The organism is Arthrobacter sp. Leaf141 (assembly GCF_001424565.1).
GTDB lineage: Bacteria > Actinomycetota > Actinomycetes > Actinomycetales > Micrococcaceae > Arthrobacter.
On record NZ_LMOL01000005.1, the window covers coordinates 631,526 to 649,842 of the forward strand.

The following is an 18,317-nucleotide window of genomic DNA, read 5'->3' on the forward strand; positions in this document are numbered from 1 at the left end:
GTAACCATCCCCTTCACCGGCGTCCGCGACGGTTTCCTGCAGGACCCGGACCAGCGCTGGGCCACCCCGGAACCGGCCGGTCTCCGGCTTCTTGCGCCCCGCCAGCTGCACGCAGGCGTCCCGCGGCTCTCCGGGGACCAACAGGCCGCCGTGGACGTCAGTCACGGCGCGGGGCCGGTGCTGGTCCCCGGCGCGCCGGGAACGGGCAAAACCACTGTCCTTGTGGAGGCGGCCGTCAGGCGGGTCCAGCGGGACGGCGTCGACCCTGAACGGATGCTGATCCTGGCGCCCAGCCGCCTGGCAGCAGACTTCCTGCGTGACCGCTTTACCGCCCGTCTGGACCGAAGCCTGAGCACCACGCCGGCGCGGACCTGGGCGTCCTATGCCTTCGACGTGATCCGCCGGGCCAAAGTGGCAGGCTTCCTTCCCCTGGACCGGGCGCCACGGCTGCTGTCCGGGCCGGAACAGGACCTCATCATCAGGGAACTCCTTGAGGGGCACCGGATTCCCGGCCTGGAACTGCCGTGGCCCGCAGATCTTGACGGGGCATTGGAGACGCGGGGTTTCCGCCATGAGGTCCGGCAACTTTTTGACCGCATCATCGAGTCCGGCAGGACCGCCGGGGACCTTGAGGACCTGGGCGCCGCCTGCGGGCGGCCGGACTGGGCTGCCGCTGCCCGGCTGTACGCCGAGTACCGCGACGTCCTGGACCTGCGGATGCCTGAGGCCTTCGACCCGGCAGGAATCATCACGGCGGCACGCCAGGTTTTCCAGGACTTTCCTGAATTCCTCGCTGCCGAACGTGACCGTCTCCAGCTGGTCCTGGTGGACGACATCCAGGAAGCCAATCCGGCCGTCTTCGAGCTGTTGGCGGACATCGCTGCGGGGAAGGACTGCTACGTCACCTCGTCGCCGGACACAGTGGTCCAGGGCTTCCGCGGGGCGCGCCCGGACCTCGTGGCCGAACTGCCCCGGCTTCTGTCGCCGGCCGGCCCCGTGGTGGAGCGTCCCCTCGGCTATGCCCACCGGCAGGCACCGGCCGTTGCTGCCGCCTGGCTGGACGTGGCCGGCCGCATCTCGGTCCGGGCAGGCGGCCAGCTTGCCCGCAGGCTTGAAGCACCGGAACCGGACCGGGCCCGGGGAATGGTCGAAGCACACCTGGTTCCCTCGCCCGTCCATGAGCTGCGGTACGTTGCCCAGCGCATCCTGGACCAGCACATCAACCATGGCAGGAACCTGGCTGACGTGGCCGTGATCGTCCGCAACGGCGGGCAGGTCAGCGAACTCCAGCGCTACCTCTCCGGCCAGGGCATCCCGGTCCGCGTTTCCGTGGCAGAGTCCGCCGTCCGGGACGAGGTGGCGGTCCGGCCCCTGCTGGACGCCTTCGCCATTGCATTGGACCCGCAACTGTTGACCCCCGAGGCGGCAGTTGCGCTCCTGACTTCCAGGATTGGCGGCGCCAGTCCCATTGAGCTGCGCCGGCTGCGGCAGTCGCTGCGCCGCGAAGAACTCCTGGGCGGCGGTGGCCGGACCAGCGACGCGCTGTTGATCGAAGCCCTGCTGGACCCCGCGGAGCTGGCATCGCTGGGTATCGAGGGCAGGGCCGCCCGGCGGACGGCCCGGATGCTTCAGGCCGGCCGCAAGGCCGCCGCCGTCCCCGGCGCCAACGCCGAGTCCATGCTGTGGGCGCTCTGGAACTCCACCGGGCTGTCGTCCCAGTGGACGGGCACCGCGCTTGCCGGTGGCCAGCCCGGCGCCCGTGCCGACCGGGACCTCGACGCCATGATGGCGTTGTTCCACACCGCCGAACGGTACGTGGACCAGGTTCCAGGGGCCGGGCCGGAACAGTTCCTGGAGTACCTGCTGAACCAGGAGCTTCCCATGGACACCCTGGCTGCCCGGGCCCAGGTGGACGACGCCGTGGAAATCATGACTCCGGCCAGCGCAGCGGGCCGGGAATGGCCGGTGGTCCTTGTTGCAGGGCTGCAGGAAGGCGTCTGGCCCAACACAAGGCTGCGCGGCGAGCTGCTGGGCAGCACCCTCTACAGCGACGCCGTCGAGCACGGCCCCGCGTATGCCGTGCAGCGGGACCCCCTCAGCCGGCTGCGGGACATCCGCTACGACGAACTGCGCAGCTTTTCCACCGCAGTCTCCCGGGCCCGCGAACTGCTGATCTGCACCGCCGTATCCTCAGAGGACCACCAGCCGTCGTCGTTCCTGGACTACGTGGCCCCCCTTGAACGGGGCCAGGAAAGCAGGCCCTTCACCCAGGTGGAGCGGCCCATGACCCTTCGGGCCCTCGTTGCCGAGTTGCGCCAGCATGCCCAGGCGGAGGACAGCGCGGCTCCCGAGGCCGCACGGATCCTGGCACACCTTGCATCCGCCCAGCCACCCGTTCCCGGCGCCCACCCGGACTCCTGGTGGGGGCTGGCGCCCCCCACCTCCACGGACGCGGTGGTGCCGCCTGGCGGGACCGTCTTTGTGTCGCCGTCCAAGGTGGAGACCGTCCAGAAGTCACCGCTGGACTGGTTCGTCCAGGCAGCCGGGGGAGAGGCCGCCACGGATTTCGCCCGCAGCCTGGGCACACTGGTCCACGCCATCGCACAGGAACTGCCGGACGCCTCCGGCTCCGAATACGTGGCCGAACTGGTCCGCCGCTGGCCCGCGCTGGGGATGAAGGACAACTGGGAGGGCCGGCTGGATTTCCAGCGTGCCGAAACGATGGTCCGCAAGCTGGCCCAGTATGTTCTGGTGATGCGCAGCGAGGGCCGCAGCCTCCTGGGCGTGGAAACGGACTTTGACGTGGCGCTGGGGACTGTAGCCGTGGACGGGGACCAGCCACGCGACGCCGTACTCCGAGGACAGGTGGACCGGCTGGAAATTGACGGCCAGGGCAGGCTGGTGATTGTGGACCTCAAAACCGGCAAACGCCAGCCAGGCCGTGCCGACCTGGCACGGCACCCGCAGCTGGGCGCTTACCAGGCAGCGGTCCTGGCCGGCGGCTTCGCAGCCCCGGAAGGCGGCGGCACCGGCACGCCCGGCGGAGCGGTCCTGGCCCAGCTGGGAACCGGAGCAAAAACCCCCGCCATCCAGCAGCAGGAACCCGTTGACCCGCAGGAAAACTGGGCCATGGACATGGTCAAGGACGCCGCAGCAGTGATGGGCGGCAGCGAATTCGAGGCCCGGCATGACCCGTCGAAGGGCAGTCATGGCGGCCACGGCTGCCGGCTCCCGGAAGTGTGCCCGCTGTGTGCGCGCGGCCGGCAGGTGACCGAATGAGTACGGACCAGGCAGATGACCGAACGGGAATGGACCAGGCAGGGGGCAGAATGGGCACGGAGCAGGCCGGGCAGCTGCCGCCGGAGCCGCTGTTCACACCCGAAGAGCTCTCCGTGCTGTTGGGGGAGAAGAACGTTCCCACCCCCGAGCAGTCCGCCATCATCTCTTCACCACTGACGCCGCGGCTGGTGATCGCCGGCGCGGGATCCGGCAAGACAGCCACCATGGCCGACCGTGTGGTGTGGCTGGTGGCCAACGGCTGGGTGCGGCCCGAGGAAGTCCTGGGCGTGACCTTCACCCGCAAAGCGGCCGGTGAGCTTGCTTCCCGGATCCGGGCCAAGCTGGTGGGACTGCAACGCCTGTCAGGCCAGGACGAGGGCCACAAGATCTTCCCGGCCGGCCTGCTCGGTGCCGACGCCCTCGAACCCAAGGTCTCCACGTATCACTCGTTCGCCAGCGGCATTGTGTCCGACTACGGCCTGAGGCTGGGCGTGGAGCGGGACGTGGTCCTCCTGGGCGGCGCCCAGGCGTGGCAGCTGGCCAGTGAAGTGGTGGAAGCCTACGACGGCGAATACGCCCATTTCCGTGCCGCGAAGTCCACCCTGGTCAAGGCCGTTATCCAGCTTGCGGGCGAATGCGCGGAACACCTGCAGGAACCCGAGGATGTTGAGGCGTGGCTGATGGCCAGGCTCTCCGAGTTCGAGGCTTTGCCCTACCTGGCCACCAAAAAGAAGAACCCGCCACAGGCCGCCGCTGAACTCGCCGGGATGCTGCGCACCAGGGCCAGCGTGGCCGACATGGTGGGCCGCTACGCCCTAGCCAAACGCGCCCGCGGCGCCCTGGACTTCGGCGACCTTGTGGCGCTCGCAGCCAAAGTGGCGCAGGACGTGCCCCTGGCAGCCCACATGGAGCGGCAGCGCTACAAGGTGGTGCTGCTTGATGAATTCCAGGACACCTCCTACGCCCAGCTGGTGCTTTTTTCCCGGCTCTTCGGCGGCGGGCACGCCGTGACAGCAGTGGGTGACCCCAACCAGTCGATCTACGGCTTCCGCGGCGCGTCAGCAGGCCAGCTCTTCCACTTCGTACGGGAATTCCCGGTCCGCAACACCAGCCCCGGCTTGCTCGGGGACTGGTCGCCCGCACCCACCTCGTACCTCACCACGGCGTGGCGCAACGGGCGCTCCATCCTGTCCGCGGCAAACGTGATGTCCGAGTCCCTGGTCCGGGCGGCCGGACAGAAGGGGCCGGCAGGCGGTGCGCCGGGTGCCGTGGCGGACGTACCTCCGCTACAGGCCAGCCCCTATGCCGTGGACGGATCAGTGGTTCTGGGCCGGTTCGGCAGCGACGCGGACGAGGCCGCAGCGCTGGCGGCGGACGTCCTGAAATACCGGGTTACGGACTTCGAACTGGCCCCGGACGGAACACCTGTGCCGCCTGCACTGGCGGTCCTGTGCCGCCGGCGTGCCCAGATGGAACCGGTGCGGCGCCAGTTCGAAGCCCGGGGGATTCCCTACGAAATAGTCGGCCTTGGTGGCCTGCTGGACACACCGGAGATTGTGGACCTGGTAGCCACCCTGAGGGTGCTTGCCGATCCGGGCCGGTCCGATGCCCTGATGCGACTGCTGGCCGGCGCCCGCTGGCGGCTGGGTCCGGCGGACCTGATGGCTTTGCGGGACTGGTCCAGCCAGCTGGCGCGGCGGCGGGGACGCGCTGCGGAGGGATCAGCCGCAGACGCTGACGGCCCGCCGGATGCCCCGGCCGAACCTGAGGTGCTCGAAAGCGACCTCACGGATGGCGCCAGCCTGGTGGAAGCCGTGGACTGGCTGCCGCGGGAAGACTGGGTTTCCGTCCACGGCCGGACACTGGGCGCGGACGCCCGCCACCGGCTGGGCCGGCTTGCCGCCGAACTCCGCCAGCTGCGCGGCTACCTCGGCGACGACCTGACCACGCTGTTGGGCGAAGTGGAGCGGGCCATGCTCCTTGATATTGAAGTGGCGGCCCGGCCCGGCATCAGCATCCACCAGGCCCGCCGGAACCTCGATGCCTTCCAGGACGCCGCCGCGGGATTCCTGCGGACCTCCCAGCGTGTGGACATCCTCGCCTTCCTCGCATGGCTGGAAGCCGCGTCCGCTGAGGAAAACGGGCTGGAGGCGCCGGCGAGCGACGTCAACCGGGAAGCAGTGCAACTGCTGACGGTCCATGCCTCCAAGGGGCTGGAGTGGGACGTGGTGTTTGTGCCCGGGCTGAACGCGGGTGCCTTTCCCAGCGACCGTGATTCCCGCTGGAGCAGCGGGGCGGCAGCGCTGCCATGGCCGTTGCGGGGGGACCGCGCCGACCTGCCGCAGTGGGACCTGGACCAGCCGGACCAAAAAGGGTGGCTGGACGCCGAGAAGGACTACAAAGCCAACGTCCAGGCGCACGGCGACTCGGAGGAGCGCCGGCTGGCTTACGTTGCGTACACCCGGGCCAAGCACGTCCTGTGGGTATCCAGCGCTGCATGGGTGGGATCCCGGGCCGGCCAGGCAGCCATGTCCCCATTCCTGGCCGAGCTGGAACCGTTGGCGCAGGTACCGGCGGGTGCCGGACACCAGGCGCAGGCCACCGTCCACCCGCTGTCCCTCGATGAGGAGTCCCTCCCGGAGGCCAGTCCACTGACCCTGGAAACCGAAATCGCCACCTGGCCATACGACCCCCTGGAAGGGCCAGTGGATCCGCGGACCGGAGGGCGGCTCCGGCTGTCAAGGGGCCGCCGGGCAATGATGGAGGCCGCCGCCGCGCGGGTGGTCGCTGCCCTGCCGGCCGTGGCCGCGGGGGAGGAGCTGCACAGCCCAGCCGACGCCGGAAAACCGACTCCGGCCAGCCTGCCCGCCGGGCCGGCCGCTGGGTGGGCCCGTGAAGCGGCGCTGCTGCTGGAGCGGCGGTCCCGCCGTTCCCATGGCCAGGACGTGCACCTGCCCAGCCACATCTCGGCGTCAACGCTGGTGGACCTCGGCGAGGACCCATCGGCAGTCCTGTCCCGGCTCCGCCGCCCTGTGCCCCGCGAACCGGGCATGTCGGCCCGCAAGGGCACGGCGTTCCACGCCTGGGTGGAGGACTACTTCGGCACCACCGGGATGCTGGACCTGGGGGAGGCCCCCGGCGCGGACGACCACATCGACGCCGCCTACGATCTCGACGCCATGGTGGCCACGTTCAAGGCTTCTCCTTGGGCGGAAAGGTCGCCGGCATTTGTGGAGGTGCCGGTGGAGACCCGGGTAGGGGACGTGGTGGTCCGTGGCCGGATTGATGCCGTCTTCCAGGACGCTGACGGGCGCTGGGACCTGGTGGACTGGAAAACCGGCAGGCGTCCATCAGGTGCCCACCTGCGGACCAGGGCCGTGCAGCTGGCCGTCTACCGGCTGGCCTGGGCCCGATTGAAGGGTGTCCCGCTGGATGACGTGCGCGCGGCCTTCTTCTACGTGGCTGACAACAACGTGGTGCGGCCCCATGACCTGGCAACGGCAAGGGAACTCGAGGAACTGGTCCAGGCCGCCCTGGCCTAATCAGGGGTGCGCCCGGGGCCCGCTCAGCTGCCGGACTTGGCCGGGCCCTGCCCGGAGGGTTCCGGTTCAGCCTGCTTGGCCTCAACGATCGAGATGGCGGCGGTGGAGGTATCCTCCCCGGTTTCGCCGGGTGAGGTATCCGCTGCGGGCGCCGCGGAGTCCGCGCGAACCGGGGCCGCCTCGACCGGGGCCGCTTCGACTGGAGTCACAGGAACCGGAGCCACCGGGATCGGCGCCACGTGGACGGCCGGCTGCACGGCTACCGGTACCGGTGTCACGGTCACGGCTTTCCCGGCCGCGGCATGGCCGCCGTCGTCCGTTGCCACGGCATTTCCAGCGACGTGGACGGCCGGCTCCCCAGGTCCGGCCGGCGAAGCCCCGGCGTCCTGGGCGGCGCTGCCGGAGGCGGGCTGCGGCTCCACGCTGATGGGCTGCCCGCCGTATTCGGCGATATCGCTGGCCAGGGTCTCGAGCATGGATTCGGCCTCGGCCACCATGGCGGTGTCGCCCGCGGCGATGCCCTTGACCAGGTACTGGGCCAGGGCGAACTCGGCGGAAAGGGCCGCCCGGCGGAGCAGGTGCTGGTCAGGGGTGTCCCGCCGTCCGGCTGTGTAGCCGGCCAGGACCGCGGCCACGAAGTCCTGTTCGTTGGAGGCCACCAGCCAGGCAAAGTCGTCGGCAGGGTCGCCGATCCGGAGGTCGGTCCAACCGGTGACGGCGGTGACGCGGGGACCCTCCACCAGCAGGTTGTCCTCGTGCAGGTCACCATGGACCACGCAGGGGTTGAAACGCCACAGGGACACGTCCTCCATGGCGTGTTCCCAGCGGCGGAGCAATGCCGACGGGATCTTGCCCGTGGTGGCGGCCTGGTCCAGCTCGTTGAGCCGGCGCTGGCGGAACTCGTTGGGGGTGTAACTGGGCAGGTCGGCGTTGCTGACCAGCGCGCGGGGCAGGTCGTGGATGGCCGCGAGGGCGGCACCAACTTCCCGGGCCAGGCTGTCCGGCCCGGCGGTGAGGTCTTCAATGCTGCGGTTGTTGCCCGCCAGATGTGAGTAGACAAACGTGGTGAGCGTGCCAAGCCTGACGCTGCCGGCCACCGTGGGCATCAGGAATGGCAGCTCGGCGCGGATGCCGGGGGCGAAGGCGCGCAGCACCAGGAACTCGGTTTCCAGCCGGGCGCTTGCTTCGGCATGCCGGGGTGACCGGACCCGCCAGCGCTTGCCCTCGGAATCCAGGAGGAGGGCCGAGTCGAAGTCCGCGGGATCGTCCGGGGCTGCGCTGACGGCCGTGGGGGTCAGCCCGGGGACTGCCGCGGTTGCAATGGCGGCCAGTTCAATCGGTTTTCTTCTCACCGTTCAACGGTAGATTGCCCGCCCGCCCGCGGGCCCATCCGGCGGCGGCGAGTCTTGAGATATGTGGAAATAGTGCGGTCCGCTGGTCCACAGCCGGGCCCTTGGAAATGTCAATTGTCAGTCCCAGTCAGTACGGTGGACCTATGAGCCACGCTGAGTCTGTAATGCCGCTCCACCGGAAGGTGCCGGCGCAGCTGCCGGCCAACCACCTGACGGACGCCCTCCTCCCGGTCCGGCCTGCCCTGGTGGACCGTGGCTCGGTGGGACGGGTCAGGCCCGGCATGGTGGCGGACCTGCTGGCAGGCTCCGGGACGATGGCTGTTGTCCTGTCCCGGCGGCAGGGCCTGATCCACGGCGTCGGCCTGTTCATGGCCGGGGCCAGGGAGCTCCACGAAGCCCTCACAGCTGCCGGCCAGGGCCCGGAACTGGTGGTTTACCTGGGCGCGGCCCTTCCGGGCGGGGAACTTGCCGAAGGCACCGAACTGCTGCTCTTTGTCCTGTCCGAACCTGCAGCGCCCGGCACGGCCGGGATCCCCGAGGACGCCGCCTGGGCCGGTTTCCGTGACGTCGCAGCGGGCCTGAGCAGCCTGCACACAGCCTTGTTTGTCGAAGCCAGCGCCATTACCAACTGGCACGCCCTGCACACGCACTGCCCGCGGTGCGGCACGCCCACAGAGGTCGAAGCAGGCGGCTGGGTCCGGCGGTGCCCTTCGGACCAATCCGAACACTATCCGCGGACGGACCCCGCCATCATCGTGACGGTGGTTGGCCCGGACGGCCGGGTGCTGCTGGGCGGCGGGGGTCCTGCGGAAGCCAAAAACTACTCCACCCTGGCCGGCTTTGTGGAGCCCGGCGAGTCCCTCGAGCAGGCAGTGGTCCGCGAGATTCACGAGGAAGTCGGCGTCCGGGTGGCAGCCTGCCAGTACCTCGGGTCGCAGTCGTGGCCGTTTCCTGCCTCCCTTATGCTTGGATTCACCGCCATCACTGAAGACACCGAGGCAACGCCCGACGGCGTTGAGGTCACCAGGGCGCGCTGGTTCAGCCGAGAAGAACTCCAGGCAGCCGTGCTCGCTGGTGAGATCACCATCTCCAGCAGGCTTTCCATCGCTAGGTCCCTGATCGAACACTGGTACGGCGGACGCATCCAGGACCTCACCGGTTCCTGAGGCCAACCATCCACCGGATTCATCCGGCAGTCGAGACTAAGAACAGCAGAAGTGACTACAGAGAATTTTGACGGCACAGCCTCCCTCGAGGACCGCATCCTTGGCGGCCTGGACGCCGAACAGCGTGAGGTGGCCAGCACCCTCAACGGTCCGCTGTGCGTGCTGGCCGGCGCCGGAACCGGAAAGACCCGCGCCATCACCCACCGCATCGCCTACGGCGTGCACTCAGGCGTCTACTCGCCGCAGCGGCTTCTGGCCGTCACCTTCACCGCGAGGGCTGCCGCGGAAATGCGCAGCCGGCTGCGGGACCTCGGCGCCGGCAATGTCCAGGCCCGCACCTTCCACGCAGCCGCGTTGCGCCAGCTCCAGTTCTTCTGGCCCCAGGCCGTGGGTGGCACCTTGCCCAACCTCCTGGACCATAAAGCCCAGATGCTCGCGGAGGCTGCACGGCGCCTTCGGCTGAGTACTGACAGGGCCTCCATCCGCGACCTTGCCTCGGAAATCGAATGGGCAAAAGTGTCAATGCTCACCCCGGCGAACTACCTGGAGAACGCCCAGGACCGTGGCGCGCCGGGTGGCTTCGACCTGACCGCCGTCGCCCGTGTTTTCCAGTCCTACGAGGACGTGAAAACGGACCGGAACGTCATCGACTTCGAGGATGTCCTGCTCATCACGGTGGGCATCCTGCAGGAGGACGAAAAGGTCGCCGCCACCGTCCGTGAGCAGTACCGGCACTTTGTGGTGGACGAATACCAGGACGTTTCCCCGCTCCAGCAGCGGCTCCTGGAGCTGTGGCTGGGCGGCCGGGACGAGCTTTGTGTGGTGGGTGACGCCAGCCAGACCATCTACTCCTTCACCGGCGCATCGCCGAAGCACCTGCTCGATTTCAAAGCGCGCTATCCGGAAGCCAAAGTGGTCAAGCTCATCCGCGACTACCGTTCCACCCCGCAGGTGGTGAAGCTCGCCAACGACCTCCTGGCCGGACGGCGCAGCGGCGGTCCGGTCGCTGACGCCGCCTGGGCGTCGCCGCTGCAGCTTGTGGCGCAGCGGCCTGCGGGCCCGGTCCCCGAGTTCACCGAGTGCTCGGACGACGAAGCCGAGGCCGCCACCGTGGCCCGGAAGATCAAGGCACTGCTCGACGACGGCACCCAGGCCAGCCAGGTGGCTGTCCTTTTCCGAACCAACGGACAGTCCGAAGCCTACGAGCAGGCGCTGGCAGCGGCCGGAATCGGCTACCAGCTGCGCGGCGGCGAACGGTTTTTCGCGCGCAAGGAAGTCCGGGACGCCATCCTGCAGCTGCGGGCAGCCACGCGGGCCGTGGCCGAGGATGACTCGGCGGGCACGCTGGGCCAGGTGGTCCGCGATATCGTGGCCTCCCTCGGCTACACCGAATCAGCTCCCCACAGCGGCGGCGCCCTGCGGGAACGCTGGGAATCCCTGGCAGCGCTGGTGGCGCTGGCCGATGAGCTGCGCGAGGTCCGCGGGCCGGAGTTCAGCCTCGCTGATTTCGTCAACGAACTGCAGGAACGTTCACTTGCCCAGCACGCGCCCACCGTGCAGGGCGTTACCCTGGCCTCCCTGCACGCCGCCAAGGGTTTGGAATGGGACGCCGTCTTCCTGGTGGGGCTCAGTGAAGGCCTGATGCCCATCTCGTTCGCAGATTCACCCGAAGCAGTGGACGAGGAACGGCGCCTCCTCTACGTGGGCATCACGCGGGCCCGTGAGCACCTGTCCCTGTCCTGGTCAACGGCCAGGACACCGGGCGGGCGCGCCAACCGCAAACCGTCGCGGTTTATGGATGGTCTCCGGCCCAACTCGGTGGCCACCTCCAGCCTGCGGGGCAAAGGCCCGGCGCCACGCCGGAAGGCCGCGGCCCCGGCCATGTGCCGGGTTTGCGGCACCATGCTGGGCACCGGCGCGGAACGGAAAGTGGGGCGCTGCAATTCGTGCCCGCCCACCTACGAGGAACAGACCTTCGACGCCTTGCGGAATTGGCGCCGCGACGTGGCGCAGTCGGCGGACGTCCCGGCGTTTGTTGTCTTCACGGATGCAACGCTCACGGCCATCGCCGAGGCCCAGCCTGAATCGTTGGAGGAACTCGCGGAACTCGCCGGAGTGGGGCCCACCAAGCTGGAACGCTACGGCGAGGACGTCCTGCGGGTCCTCATCGAAAGTACCGAACTGTGACAGAGCCGGCAGTCGTTGCGGCGCCGGTCCTTGGCCGGCGGGCGGCAGCCCCGTTGACCACCGCTGATGGTGCCCCCGTGGAGATCCGGCGGTCAGCACGGCGCACCCGCACCGTGGCGGCGTTCTGGGAGAACGGCACGGCGGTAGTGGCCATCCCGGCCCGCTTCACCAAGGCCCAGGAAGCGGAGTGGGCCCACCGGATGCTGGCCAAGCTGCAGCGCCAGGGGGAGCGGCGGACGGCCGCCGGCAGGAAACGTCCCGCTTCCGACGCAGCCCTCGCGGCCCACGCGGCGCAGCTCTCCGGGCAGTACCTCGGCGGCCGCGCAGTACCGACGTCGGTGCGCTGGGTCAGCAACCAGAACTCACGCTGGGGTTCGGCGACGCCTGCCCAGGGCTCCATCCGCCTGTCGGACAAGCTCCGGCCCATGCCGCAGTGGGTTATCGACTACGTCCTGCTGCATGAACTGGCCCACCTCCTGGTGGCCAGCCACAATGCCGCTTTCTGGCAACTGCTCACGGCATACCCGGAGACACAACGGGCCAAGGCGTTCCTCGAAGGCGTCTCGTTTGCCACCGGCCGGGGCCTGCCGGAGAGCGGATCCGAGGCCGGCGCGGAACCGCACGGGTGGCCGGCTGACGCCGACTGATTTTTCCACCGCAACGCCTGAATGACGCGACGGACGCCGAAGGCCCGGCACTGGCGTGCCGGGCCTTCGCGGCGGTTACCCTTTCGGCTGGGGCTCCCCGCTGTCGTCGTCGTCGGTTTTCTCCGGGGCGTCATCGAAGCCACCGCTCAACAGCTTCTGCAGCGCGTCGTCCACTTCGCTGTCGCTGGCTTCCGCGAGTTTCCGGCGGGCGCTGAAGCCTTGAGGATCATCCAGGTCCTCTGACGTGGGCAGCAGGTCAGGGTGGTGCCAGATGGCGTCCCGGCCTTCGATGCCGCGTTCGTCCTTGAGGCTGGCCCACAGGGTGGCGGCGTCACGCAGGCGGCGCGGGCGCAGTTCAAGACCCACCAGCGAGGCGAAGGCATGCTCGGCGGGTCCGCCGGTGGCGCGGCGCCTGCGGACCGTTTCGCGGAGAGCACCCGCCGAGGGCAGGACCTTTTCCGTGGCGGCCGCGGTGAGCTCGTCCACCCACCCTTCCACCAGGGCCAGGGCCGTTTCGAGTTTTTCCAGGGCCTGGTCCTGGGCGGGAGTGCGCTGCGGCATAAACACGCCCTGGGACAGGGCTTCCTGGATGCCTTCGGGATTGCTCGGATCCAGGTCCCGTGCCAGTTCCTCGATGCGGGACGTGTCGATGTGGATGCCCCTGGCGTACGCCTCGATGGCGCTGAGCAGATGGCCCCGCAGCCACGGCACCTGGACGAAGAGTCGTGCGTGCGCAGCTTCCCGGACGGCCAGGAACAGCCGGATATCGTTGGCCGGCAGGGAAAGGCCCTCGCCGAAAGCCGCCACATTCGCCGGCAGCAGGGCCATCTCCAGGTCGGCCAGCGGCACGCCGATGTCGGTGGAACTGACCACGTCCGCCGACAGGGCGCCGATGGCCTGCCCCAGCTGCATGCCGAAGATCGCTCCGCCCATGTTTTGCAGCATGGAGGACGCTCCGCCCATCATGGACTTCATCTCTTCGGGCATCTGCTCGGTCATGGCTGCGGACAGCGCGTTGGCAATGCTGTTCGCCACCGGTTCGGTGAGCCGTTTCCACGTTCCCAGGGTGGCCTCCACCCACTCCGCACGGGACCACGCACGGCCAATCAGGCCCGTGGCAGGAAGGTCGGTGACCGGGTCCAGCCAGAGCTCGGCCAGGCGCAGTGCCTCGTCCACTTCCTTCGACTGCTGGGAGGTGACGGACGGGTCTGCGCCGGTGGCGGCCACGCGTCGGGCGTTTTCGTGGGCCAGCTGCCAGTTGACGGGTCCCTCGGACGGTGCACTCATCATGGCCTGGACCTGGGAGAACATCTGGGCCAGGAGGTTGGGGTCGTCCGGCAGGCCGGCAGCTTTGGCCAGCTCGGCGGGGTCGAAGTTTTCCATCCCCTTGCCGCCCATCAGGTTCTGCAGCATTTCGGTCAACGGATCCTTCGGCGTCTCGTCGCCGTTGGAGGAGTTGAGTGGATTGGAGGTCATGATCCCGCCGATCGTCGGTGTGACTGTTGATCAACCTTCACGGTACCCCGGTGGTGCACGGCTGTCTGCCGCCCCGCGGCGCCGTTCGCTGTAGGCAAAGAGCTGTCAACGGCCAGCACCGCGTAATGTTGGTCCGGTGACTACGACCCGTGGCGGACTCCCGCCAGAGGACCATGCCTCCGGGCTGACCCCGCCGCCCGCCACGCCTGAGGCAGCCGGCGGCTGGCCTGCCGAAGGCTTCCCGCCGGATGCCCCTACCGGGCCTTCGCCCCGGGACCGTAAGGTCTCGGCCATGATGCTCGCCGGTGTGTCCGCGCTGGGACTGGGGATCGCCGTCGCCACCATTCCCGTTCCCTACGTAGTGGAATCACCCGGCCCCACCTACAACACCCTGGGACAGAGCCAGGGCCACCCCGTCATCAGTGTGACCGGCAGGGAAACATTCCCGGCGGCCGGAAACCTGGACCTGACCACCGTTTACGTGGACGGCGGCCCCAACGGGCCGGTCAGCATCCTGGGTGCCTTTTCCGCCTGGCTGGACCGCTCCAAGGCCGTCTACCCGCAGGAACTGCTGTACCCAACGGGTACCTCCAAGGAGGAAGCCCAGGAACAAAGCACTGTGGCAATGACCACCTCGCAGGAAAACGCCATCGCCTCAGCGCTGACCGAACTGGGCATCCCCTACGGCCAGCAGCTCCAGGCCGTAGACCTCTCCACAGGGGCCGCCGCGGAAGGCAAGATCCAGCCCTCTGATGTCCTTGTCTCCATCAACGGCAAGGACATCACGTCCCTCGCCGTCATCCAGGAGGACCTCGCGGCAGGCAAGGGTGCCCCCGTGGACGTAGTGGTGGAACGCGACGGGCAGCAGGTCACCCAGACCATCACTCCCAAGGACAACGGCGAGGGCAGGTTCGTCCTGGGTGTGGTGCTCAAGGCACTCTTCACCTTTCCCTTCGACGTCCAGATCTCCCTGGACAAAGTGGGCGGCCCCAGTGCCGGAATGATGTTTGCCTTGGGAATCATCGATACCGTGACGCCCGGTGACCTCACCGGCGGCAAGCACGTGGCCGGAACTGGAACCATCTCACCGGACGGTGCCGTGGGACCCATCGGCGGCATCGGACAGAAACTCATCGGCGCACGGGCCGCCGGAGCCACTGTATTCCTCGCGCCCGCAGGCAATTGCGACGAAGTGGTGGGGCACATCCCCGACGGCCTGCAGGTGGTCCGGGTGGAGAATCTCGCCGGTGCGCGTGCCGCCGTCGAACTGGCCGGCAGCGGCCAGGACACGTCCGGCTTGCCAGCGTGCACAAACAACTAGACTGGGCGCATCTGTCCTCGACAGGAACTAAGCAATACCGCCACTCGTGGCAATTATGACGGACTGATCCAGCGGTTTGGCCGGGACCTGACGTCACTCGCACGCACGCTCGTAAATCTGACGACCAGCTATGAGGTACCAGTTTGTCCCGTCCTGCCAGCTCCATGCCCACCGGTAGACCCCCTTCAAGACGCGGCGCACTGACGCCCACCCTGATCGTTGTTGCCCTGGTGGTTGTGGGCTTCATTTTCTTTGCCAATGTCTGGACTGACGTCCTTTGGTACCGCCAACTGGGGTTCTTGGAAGTCTTCCTCACCGAGAACCTGTCACGGATCGGCATCTTCCTGGCCGGCTTTGCGCTGATGTTCGCCGGTGTTTTCTTCGCCATCCGCATCGCCTACCGGTCCCGGCCGGTGTACGCCCCGGACTCCGAAGTCAGGGACAACCTCAACAGGTACCAGGCCCAGCTGGAACCCGTCCGGCGCGTCGTCATGATCGGCCTGCCTGTCCTCTTTGCCCTGTTTGCCGGCAGCGCCGCAGCCAGCCAGTGGCAGAAAGTCCTGCTGTTTTTCAACCAGGAGCCGTTCGGCAAGACTGATCCCCAATTCAACATGGACATCAGCTTCTACCTGATGGTCCTGCCGTTCCTGGGCTTCGTGGTGGGCTTCCTGATCAGCGTTGTGGTCATCGCCGGCATTGCGGGCATCCTGACCCACTACTTGTACGGCAGCATCCGCCTGATGGAACGCGGTGTGTTCACCAGCCGCGCAGCCCAGATCCACATCGCCGTCACCGGTGCCGCCTTCCTGGTCCTCCTGGGCGTCAACTTCTTCCTGGACCGGTTCTCCGCCGTGCAGAGCAACGGCGGACGCTGGGCCGGTGCGTTGTACACCGACGTCAACGCCGTCATTCCCACCAAGGCGATCCTCGCCGTCGCGGCCGTCCTGGTTGCCATCCTCTTTGTGGTGTCCGCTGTGATCGGCCGCTGGCGGCTGCCGGTGATCGGCACGGCCATGCTGGTCATCACATCCATCCTGGCCGGCGGCGTCTACCCGTGGGTCATCCAGCAGTTCCAGGTCCGTCCGTCTGAGGAGACCCTGGAAAAGCCGTACATCCAGCGGAACATCGACAACACCCGGGCCGCCTACGGCCTGGATGCGATCCAGGTGGACCGGTATGACGCCACGAACACGGCGAGCACCGGTGCCCTCGCCCCGGACGCCCAGACCACGGCGAACATCCGGTTGCTGGACCCGAACCTGATTTCGGACGCGTTCTCACAGCTGGAGCAGTACCGCCCGTACTACCAGTTCCCCGAGGCGCTGAACGTTGACCGGTATGAGGTTGACGGCAAGATCCAGGACACCGTGATCGCGGTGCGTGAACTGAACCCGTCGAACGTCGCCAACAATCAGCAGGGCTGGCTCAACCAGCACGTTGTGTACACGCACGGCTACGGCGTGGTTGCTGCCAAGGGCAACAAGTTCACGGTGGATGGCAAGCCCGAGTTCCTGCAGTCCGGAATCCCCTCCACAGGTGTGCTGGGCGATGACTCCACCTACGAGCCGCGCATCTACTTCGGCGAGTCCTCGCCGGACTACTCGATCGTGGGTGCCCCGGACGGAGCGCCGGCGCGTGAGCAGGACCGGCCCTCAGGCCGCGAAGGCGAAGGCGATGCGCAGTACACGTTCGAAGGCAACGGCGGTCCCAACGTGGGCAGCTTCTTCAACAAGATCCTGTACTCCATCAAGTTCCAGTCCTCCGACCTGCTCCTCTCCGACGGCGTGAACGAGGAATCACAGGTCCTTTACGACCGGAACCCCCGCGAACGCGTGGAGAAGGTCGCCCCGTACCTGACCGTCGACGGCAACGCCTACCCGGCAGTGGTGGACGGCAGGGTCAAATGGATCGTGGATGGCTACACCACCAGCCAGTACTACCCGTACTCGCAGCAGGAGCAGCTTTCCGATGCCACCACTGACACCCAGACCACGTCCGGACGCGCCGTGGCCCTGCCCAACAGCTCGGTGAACTACATCCGGAACTCGGTCAAGGCCACTGTTGACGCCTACGACGGCTCCGTCACGCTCTACGCCTGGGATGACCAGGACCCGCTGCTGAAGGCCTGGCAGAAAGTGTTCCCCACCTCGCTCAAGCCGTTCTCCGAAATGTCGGGCGATGTTATGAGCCACGTCCGCTACCCGGAGGACCTGTTCAAGGTCCAGCGCCAGCTCCTGGGCGAGTACCACGTGACGGACCCGTCCACCTTCTACCAGACCAAGGACGTCTGGAGCGTACCGGCGGACCCCACAGTGGATTCGACCAGCGGCGTCAAGCAGCCGCCGTTCTACATGTCACTGCAGATGCCTGACCAGAAGGAACCCGCGTTCCAGCTGACGTCCTCGTTCATACCGCAGATCGTCAACGGCAATGCCCGCAACGTGCTGTACGGCTTCCTTGCGGCGGATTCCGACGCTGGGAACGAGGCTGGTGTGAAGGCTGACAGCTACGGCCAGCTGCGGCTGCTCCAGATCCCGCCGGAGACCCAGGTCCCCGGCCCTGGACAGGCCCAGAACAAGTTCAACTCGGATCCCACGGTCTCCCAGGCGTTGAACCTGCTGCGCCAGGGTGCTTCGGAAGTCCTCAACGGCAACCTGCTCACCCTTCCGGTGGGCGGCGGCATCCTGTACGTCCAGCCCGTCTACCTGAAATCCACTGGTGAGACGTCGTACCCCACACTGCAGCGCGTGCTGGTGGCGTTCGGTGACAAGGTGGGCTTCGCGCCCACCCTGGATGAGGCGCTGAAGCAGCTCTTCGGTGGCGACTCCGGTGCTGCGGCCGGCGACTCGGACAACAACGGCCAGACGCCCGTGGACCCGGCAGCGCCGACCACACCGGGGAACGCCGACGCCAAGGCCGAGCTCAAGGCGGCCCTGGACGAGGCCAACTCCGCCATCCAGGCCGGTCAGGCCGCACTGGCAGCGGGAGACTTCGCAGCCTACGGCGAGGCGCAGAAGCGCATCTCTGCAGCACTGCAGAAAGCCCTCGACGCCGAGGCCAAGGTGCCGGCCAGTGCAGCACCGGAGGCCACGCCGGCTCCGGATGCCTCGGCTGAACCCTCGGCCTCGCCGTCCGCTTCGCCCTCGGCGTCCGCCGGAAATTAGGCAGTAAAGGCATTGCAATGGCGGCGTCCGCTCCTCTATGGGGCGGGCGCCGCCGCTGCGAGACGCACATCACGCCCTCCCGATTTGGCCCCACGTTCACCTCCCGGTAAAGTAGATCTTGCGACGCGGGGTGGAGCAGTTCGGTAGCTCGCTGGGCTCATAACCCAGAGGTCACAGGTTCAA

Annotated in this window: 9 protein-coding genes and 1 tRNA gene (1 of these 10 cut by a window edge); 8 read left to right on the plus strand and 2 right to left on the minus strand. The window is 68.0% G+C overall.

All coding sequences use genetic code 11. The annotated features are described in order from the left end of the window. Nucleotides 1–36 precede the first annotated feature (36 nt). Complete coding sequence (locus ASF72_RS05505) at nt 37–3,279, plus strand: ATP-dependent helicase (protein ID WP_056597470.1); 3,243 nt, start codon at nt 37–39, stop codon at nt 3,277–3,279. Nucleotides 3,280–3,329: 50 nt separating this feature from the next. After that, a complete protein-coding gene (locus ASF72_RS05510) occupies nt 3,330–6,821 on the plus strand; it encodes an ATP-dependent helicase (RefSeq protein ID WP_235504656.1) in 3,492 nt (1,163 codons plus the stop codon). A 23-nt stretch (nt 6,822–6,844) separates the two neighbouring features. Here the strand turns inward: ASF72_RS05510 and ASF72_RS05515 are convergent, their stop codons facing one another. Then, nucleotides 6,845–8,173 (minus strand): macrolide 2'-phosphotransferase, encoded by a 1,329-nt coding sequence (locus ASF72_RS05515; RefSeq protein WP_056597134.1) that lies wholly within the window; start codon nt 8,171–8,173, stop codon nt 6,845–6,847. Between the two features lie 143 nt (nt 8,174–8,316). Between ASF72_RS05515 and nudC the strand changes: the two genes are divergently transcribed. Genes nudC through ASF72_RS05530 form a run of 3 tightly spaced genes read left to right on the plus strand, consistent with a single transcriptional unit; the run spans nt 8,317 to nt 12,173 of the window. Next, nucleotides 8,317–9,339, plus strand: a complete 1,023-nt coding sequence (gene nudC, locus ASF72_RS05520; protein WP_056597136.1) for an NAD(+) diphosphatase — start codon at nt 8,317–8,319, stop codon at nt 9,337–9,339. Nucleotides 9,340–9,390: 51 nt separating this feature from the next. Further along, nucleotides 9,391–11,526 carry an ATP-dependent DNA helicase UvrD2 gene (locus ASF72_RS05525; protein ID WP_056597138.1) on the plus strand — a complete coding sequence of 712 codons (2,136 nt, stop codon included), beginning with the start codon at nt 9,391–9,393 and terminating at the stop codon, nt 11,524–11,526. Beyond that, nucleotides 11,523–12,173 carry a M48 family metallopeptidase gene (locus ASF72_RS05530; protein ID WP_050687889.1) on the plus strand — a complete coding sequence of 217 codons (651 nt, stop codon included), beginning with the start codon at nt 11,523–11,525 and terminating at the stop codon, nt 12,171–12,173. Before ASF72_RS05525 ends, ASF72_RS05530 begins: the two co-directional genes overlap by 4 nt. 75 nt (nt 12,174–12,248) lie before the next feature. On the opposite strand, the gene ASF72_RS05535 is transcribed toward ASF72_RS05530, so the two are convergent. Then, nucleotides 12,249–13,649 carry a zinc-dependent metalloprotease gene (locus tag ASF72_RS05535; RefSeq protein ID WP_050687888.1) on the minus strand — a complete coding sequence of 467 codons (1,401 nt, stop codon included), beginning with the start codon at nt 13,647–13,649 and terminating at the stop codon, nt 12,249–12,251. A 136-nt stretch (nt 13,650–13,785) separates the two neighbouring features. Between ASF72_RS05535 and ASF72_RS05540 the strand changes: the two genes are divergently transcribed. The 3 genes from ASF72_RS05540 to ASF72_RS20770 form a co-directional block, all read left to right on the plus strand. Beyond that, nucleotides 13,786–14,970: a YlbL family protein gene (locus tag ASF72_RS05540; RefSeq protein WP_432244827.1), complete on the plus strand. Its 1,185-nt coding sequence runs from the start codon at nt 13,786–13,788 to the stop codon at nt 14,968–14,970. A gap of 164 nt (nt 14,971–15,134) precedes the next feature. Continuing rightward, nucleotides 15,135–18,134, plus strand: a complete 3,000-nt coding sequence (locus ASF72_RS05545; protein ID WP_056597140.1) for a UPF0182 family membrane protein — start codon at nt 15,135–15,137, stop codon at nt 18,132–18,134. A 129-nt stretch (nt 18,135–18,263) separates the two neighbouring features. Beyond that, nucleotides 18,264–18,317: transfer RNA gene (locus tag ASF72_RS20770), tRNA-Met, on the plus strand (it continues 84 nt past the right edge of the window).

Bases quoted from the DNA above. Each gene is read 5' to 3' on its own strand.
- ASF72_RS05545 (WP_056597140.1), top strand. From the start codon at position 15,135: ATGCCCACCGGTAGACCCCCTTCAAGACGCGGCGCACTGACGCCCACC.
- ASF72_RS05535 (WP_050687888.1), bottom strand. From the start codon at position 13,649: ATGACCTCCAATCCACTCAACTCCTCCAACGGCGACGAGACGCCGAAG.
- nudC (WP_056597136.1), top strand. From the start codon at position 8,317: ATGAGCCACGCTGAGTCTGTAATGCCGCTCCACCGGAAGGTGCCGGCG.
- ASF72_RS05510 (WP_235504656.1), top strand. From the start codon at position 3,330: ATGGGCACGGAGCAGGCCGGGCAGCTGCCGCCGGAGCCGCTGTTCACA.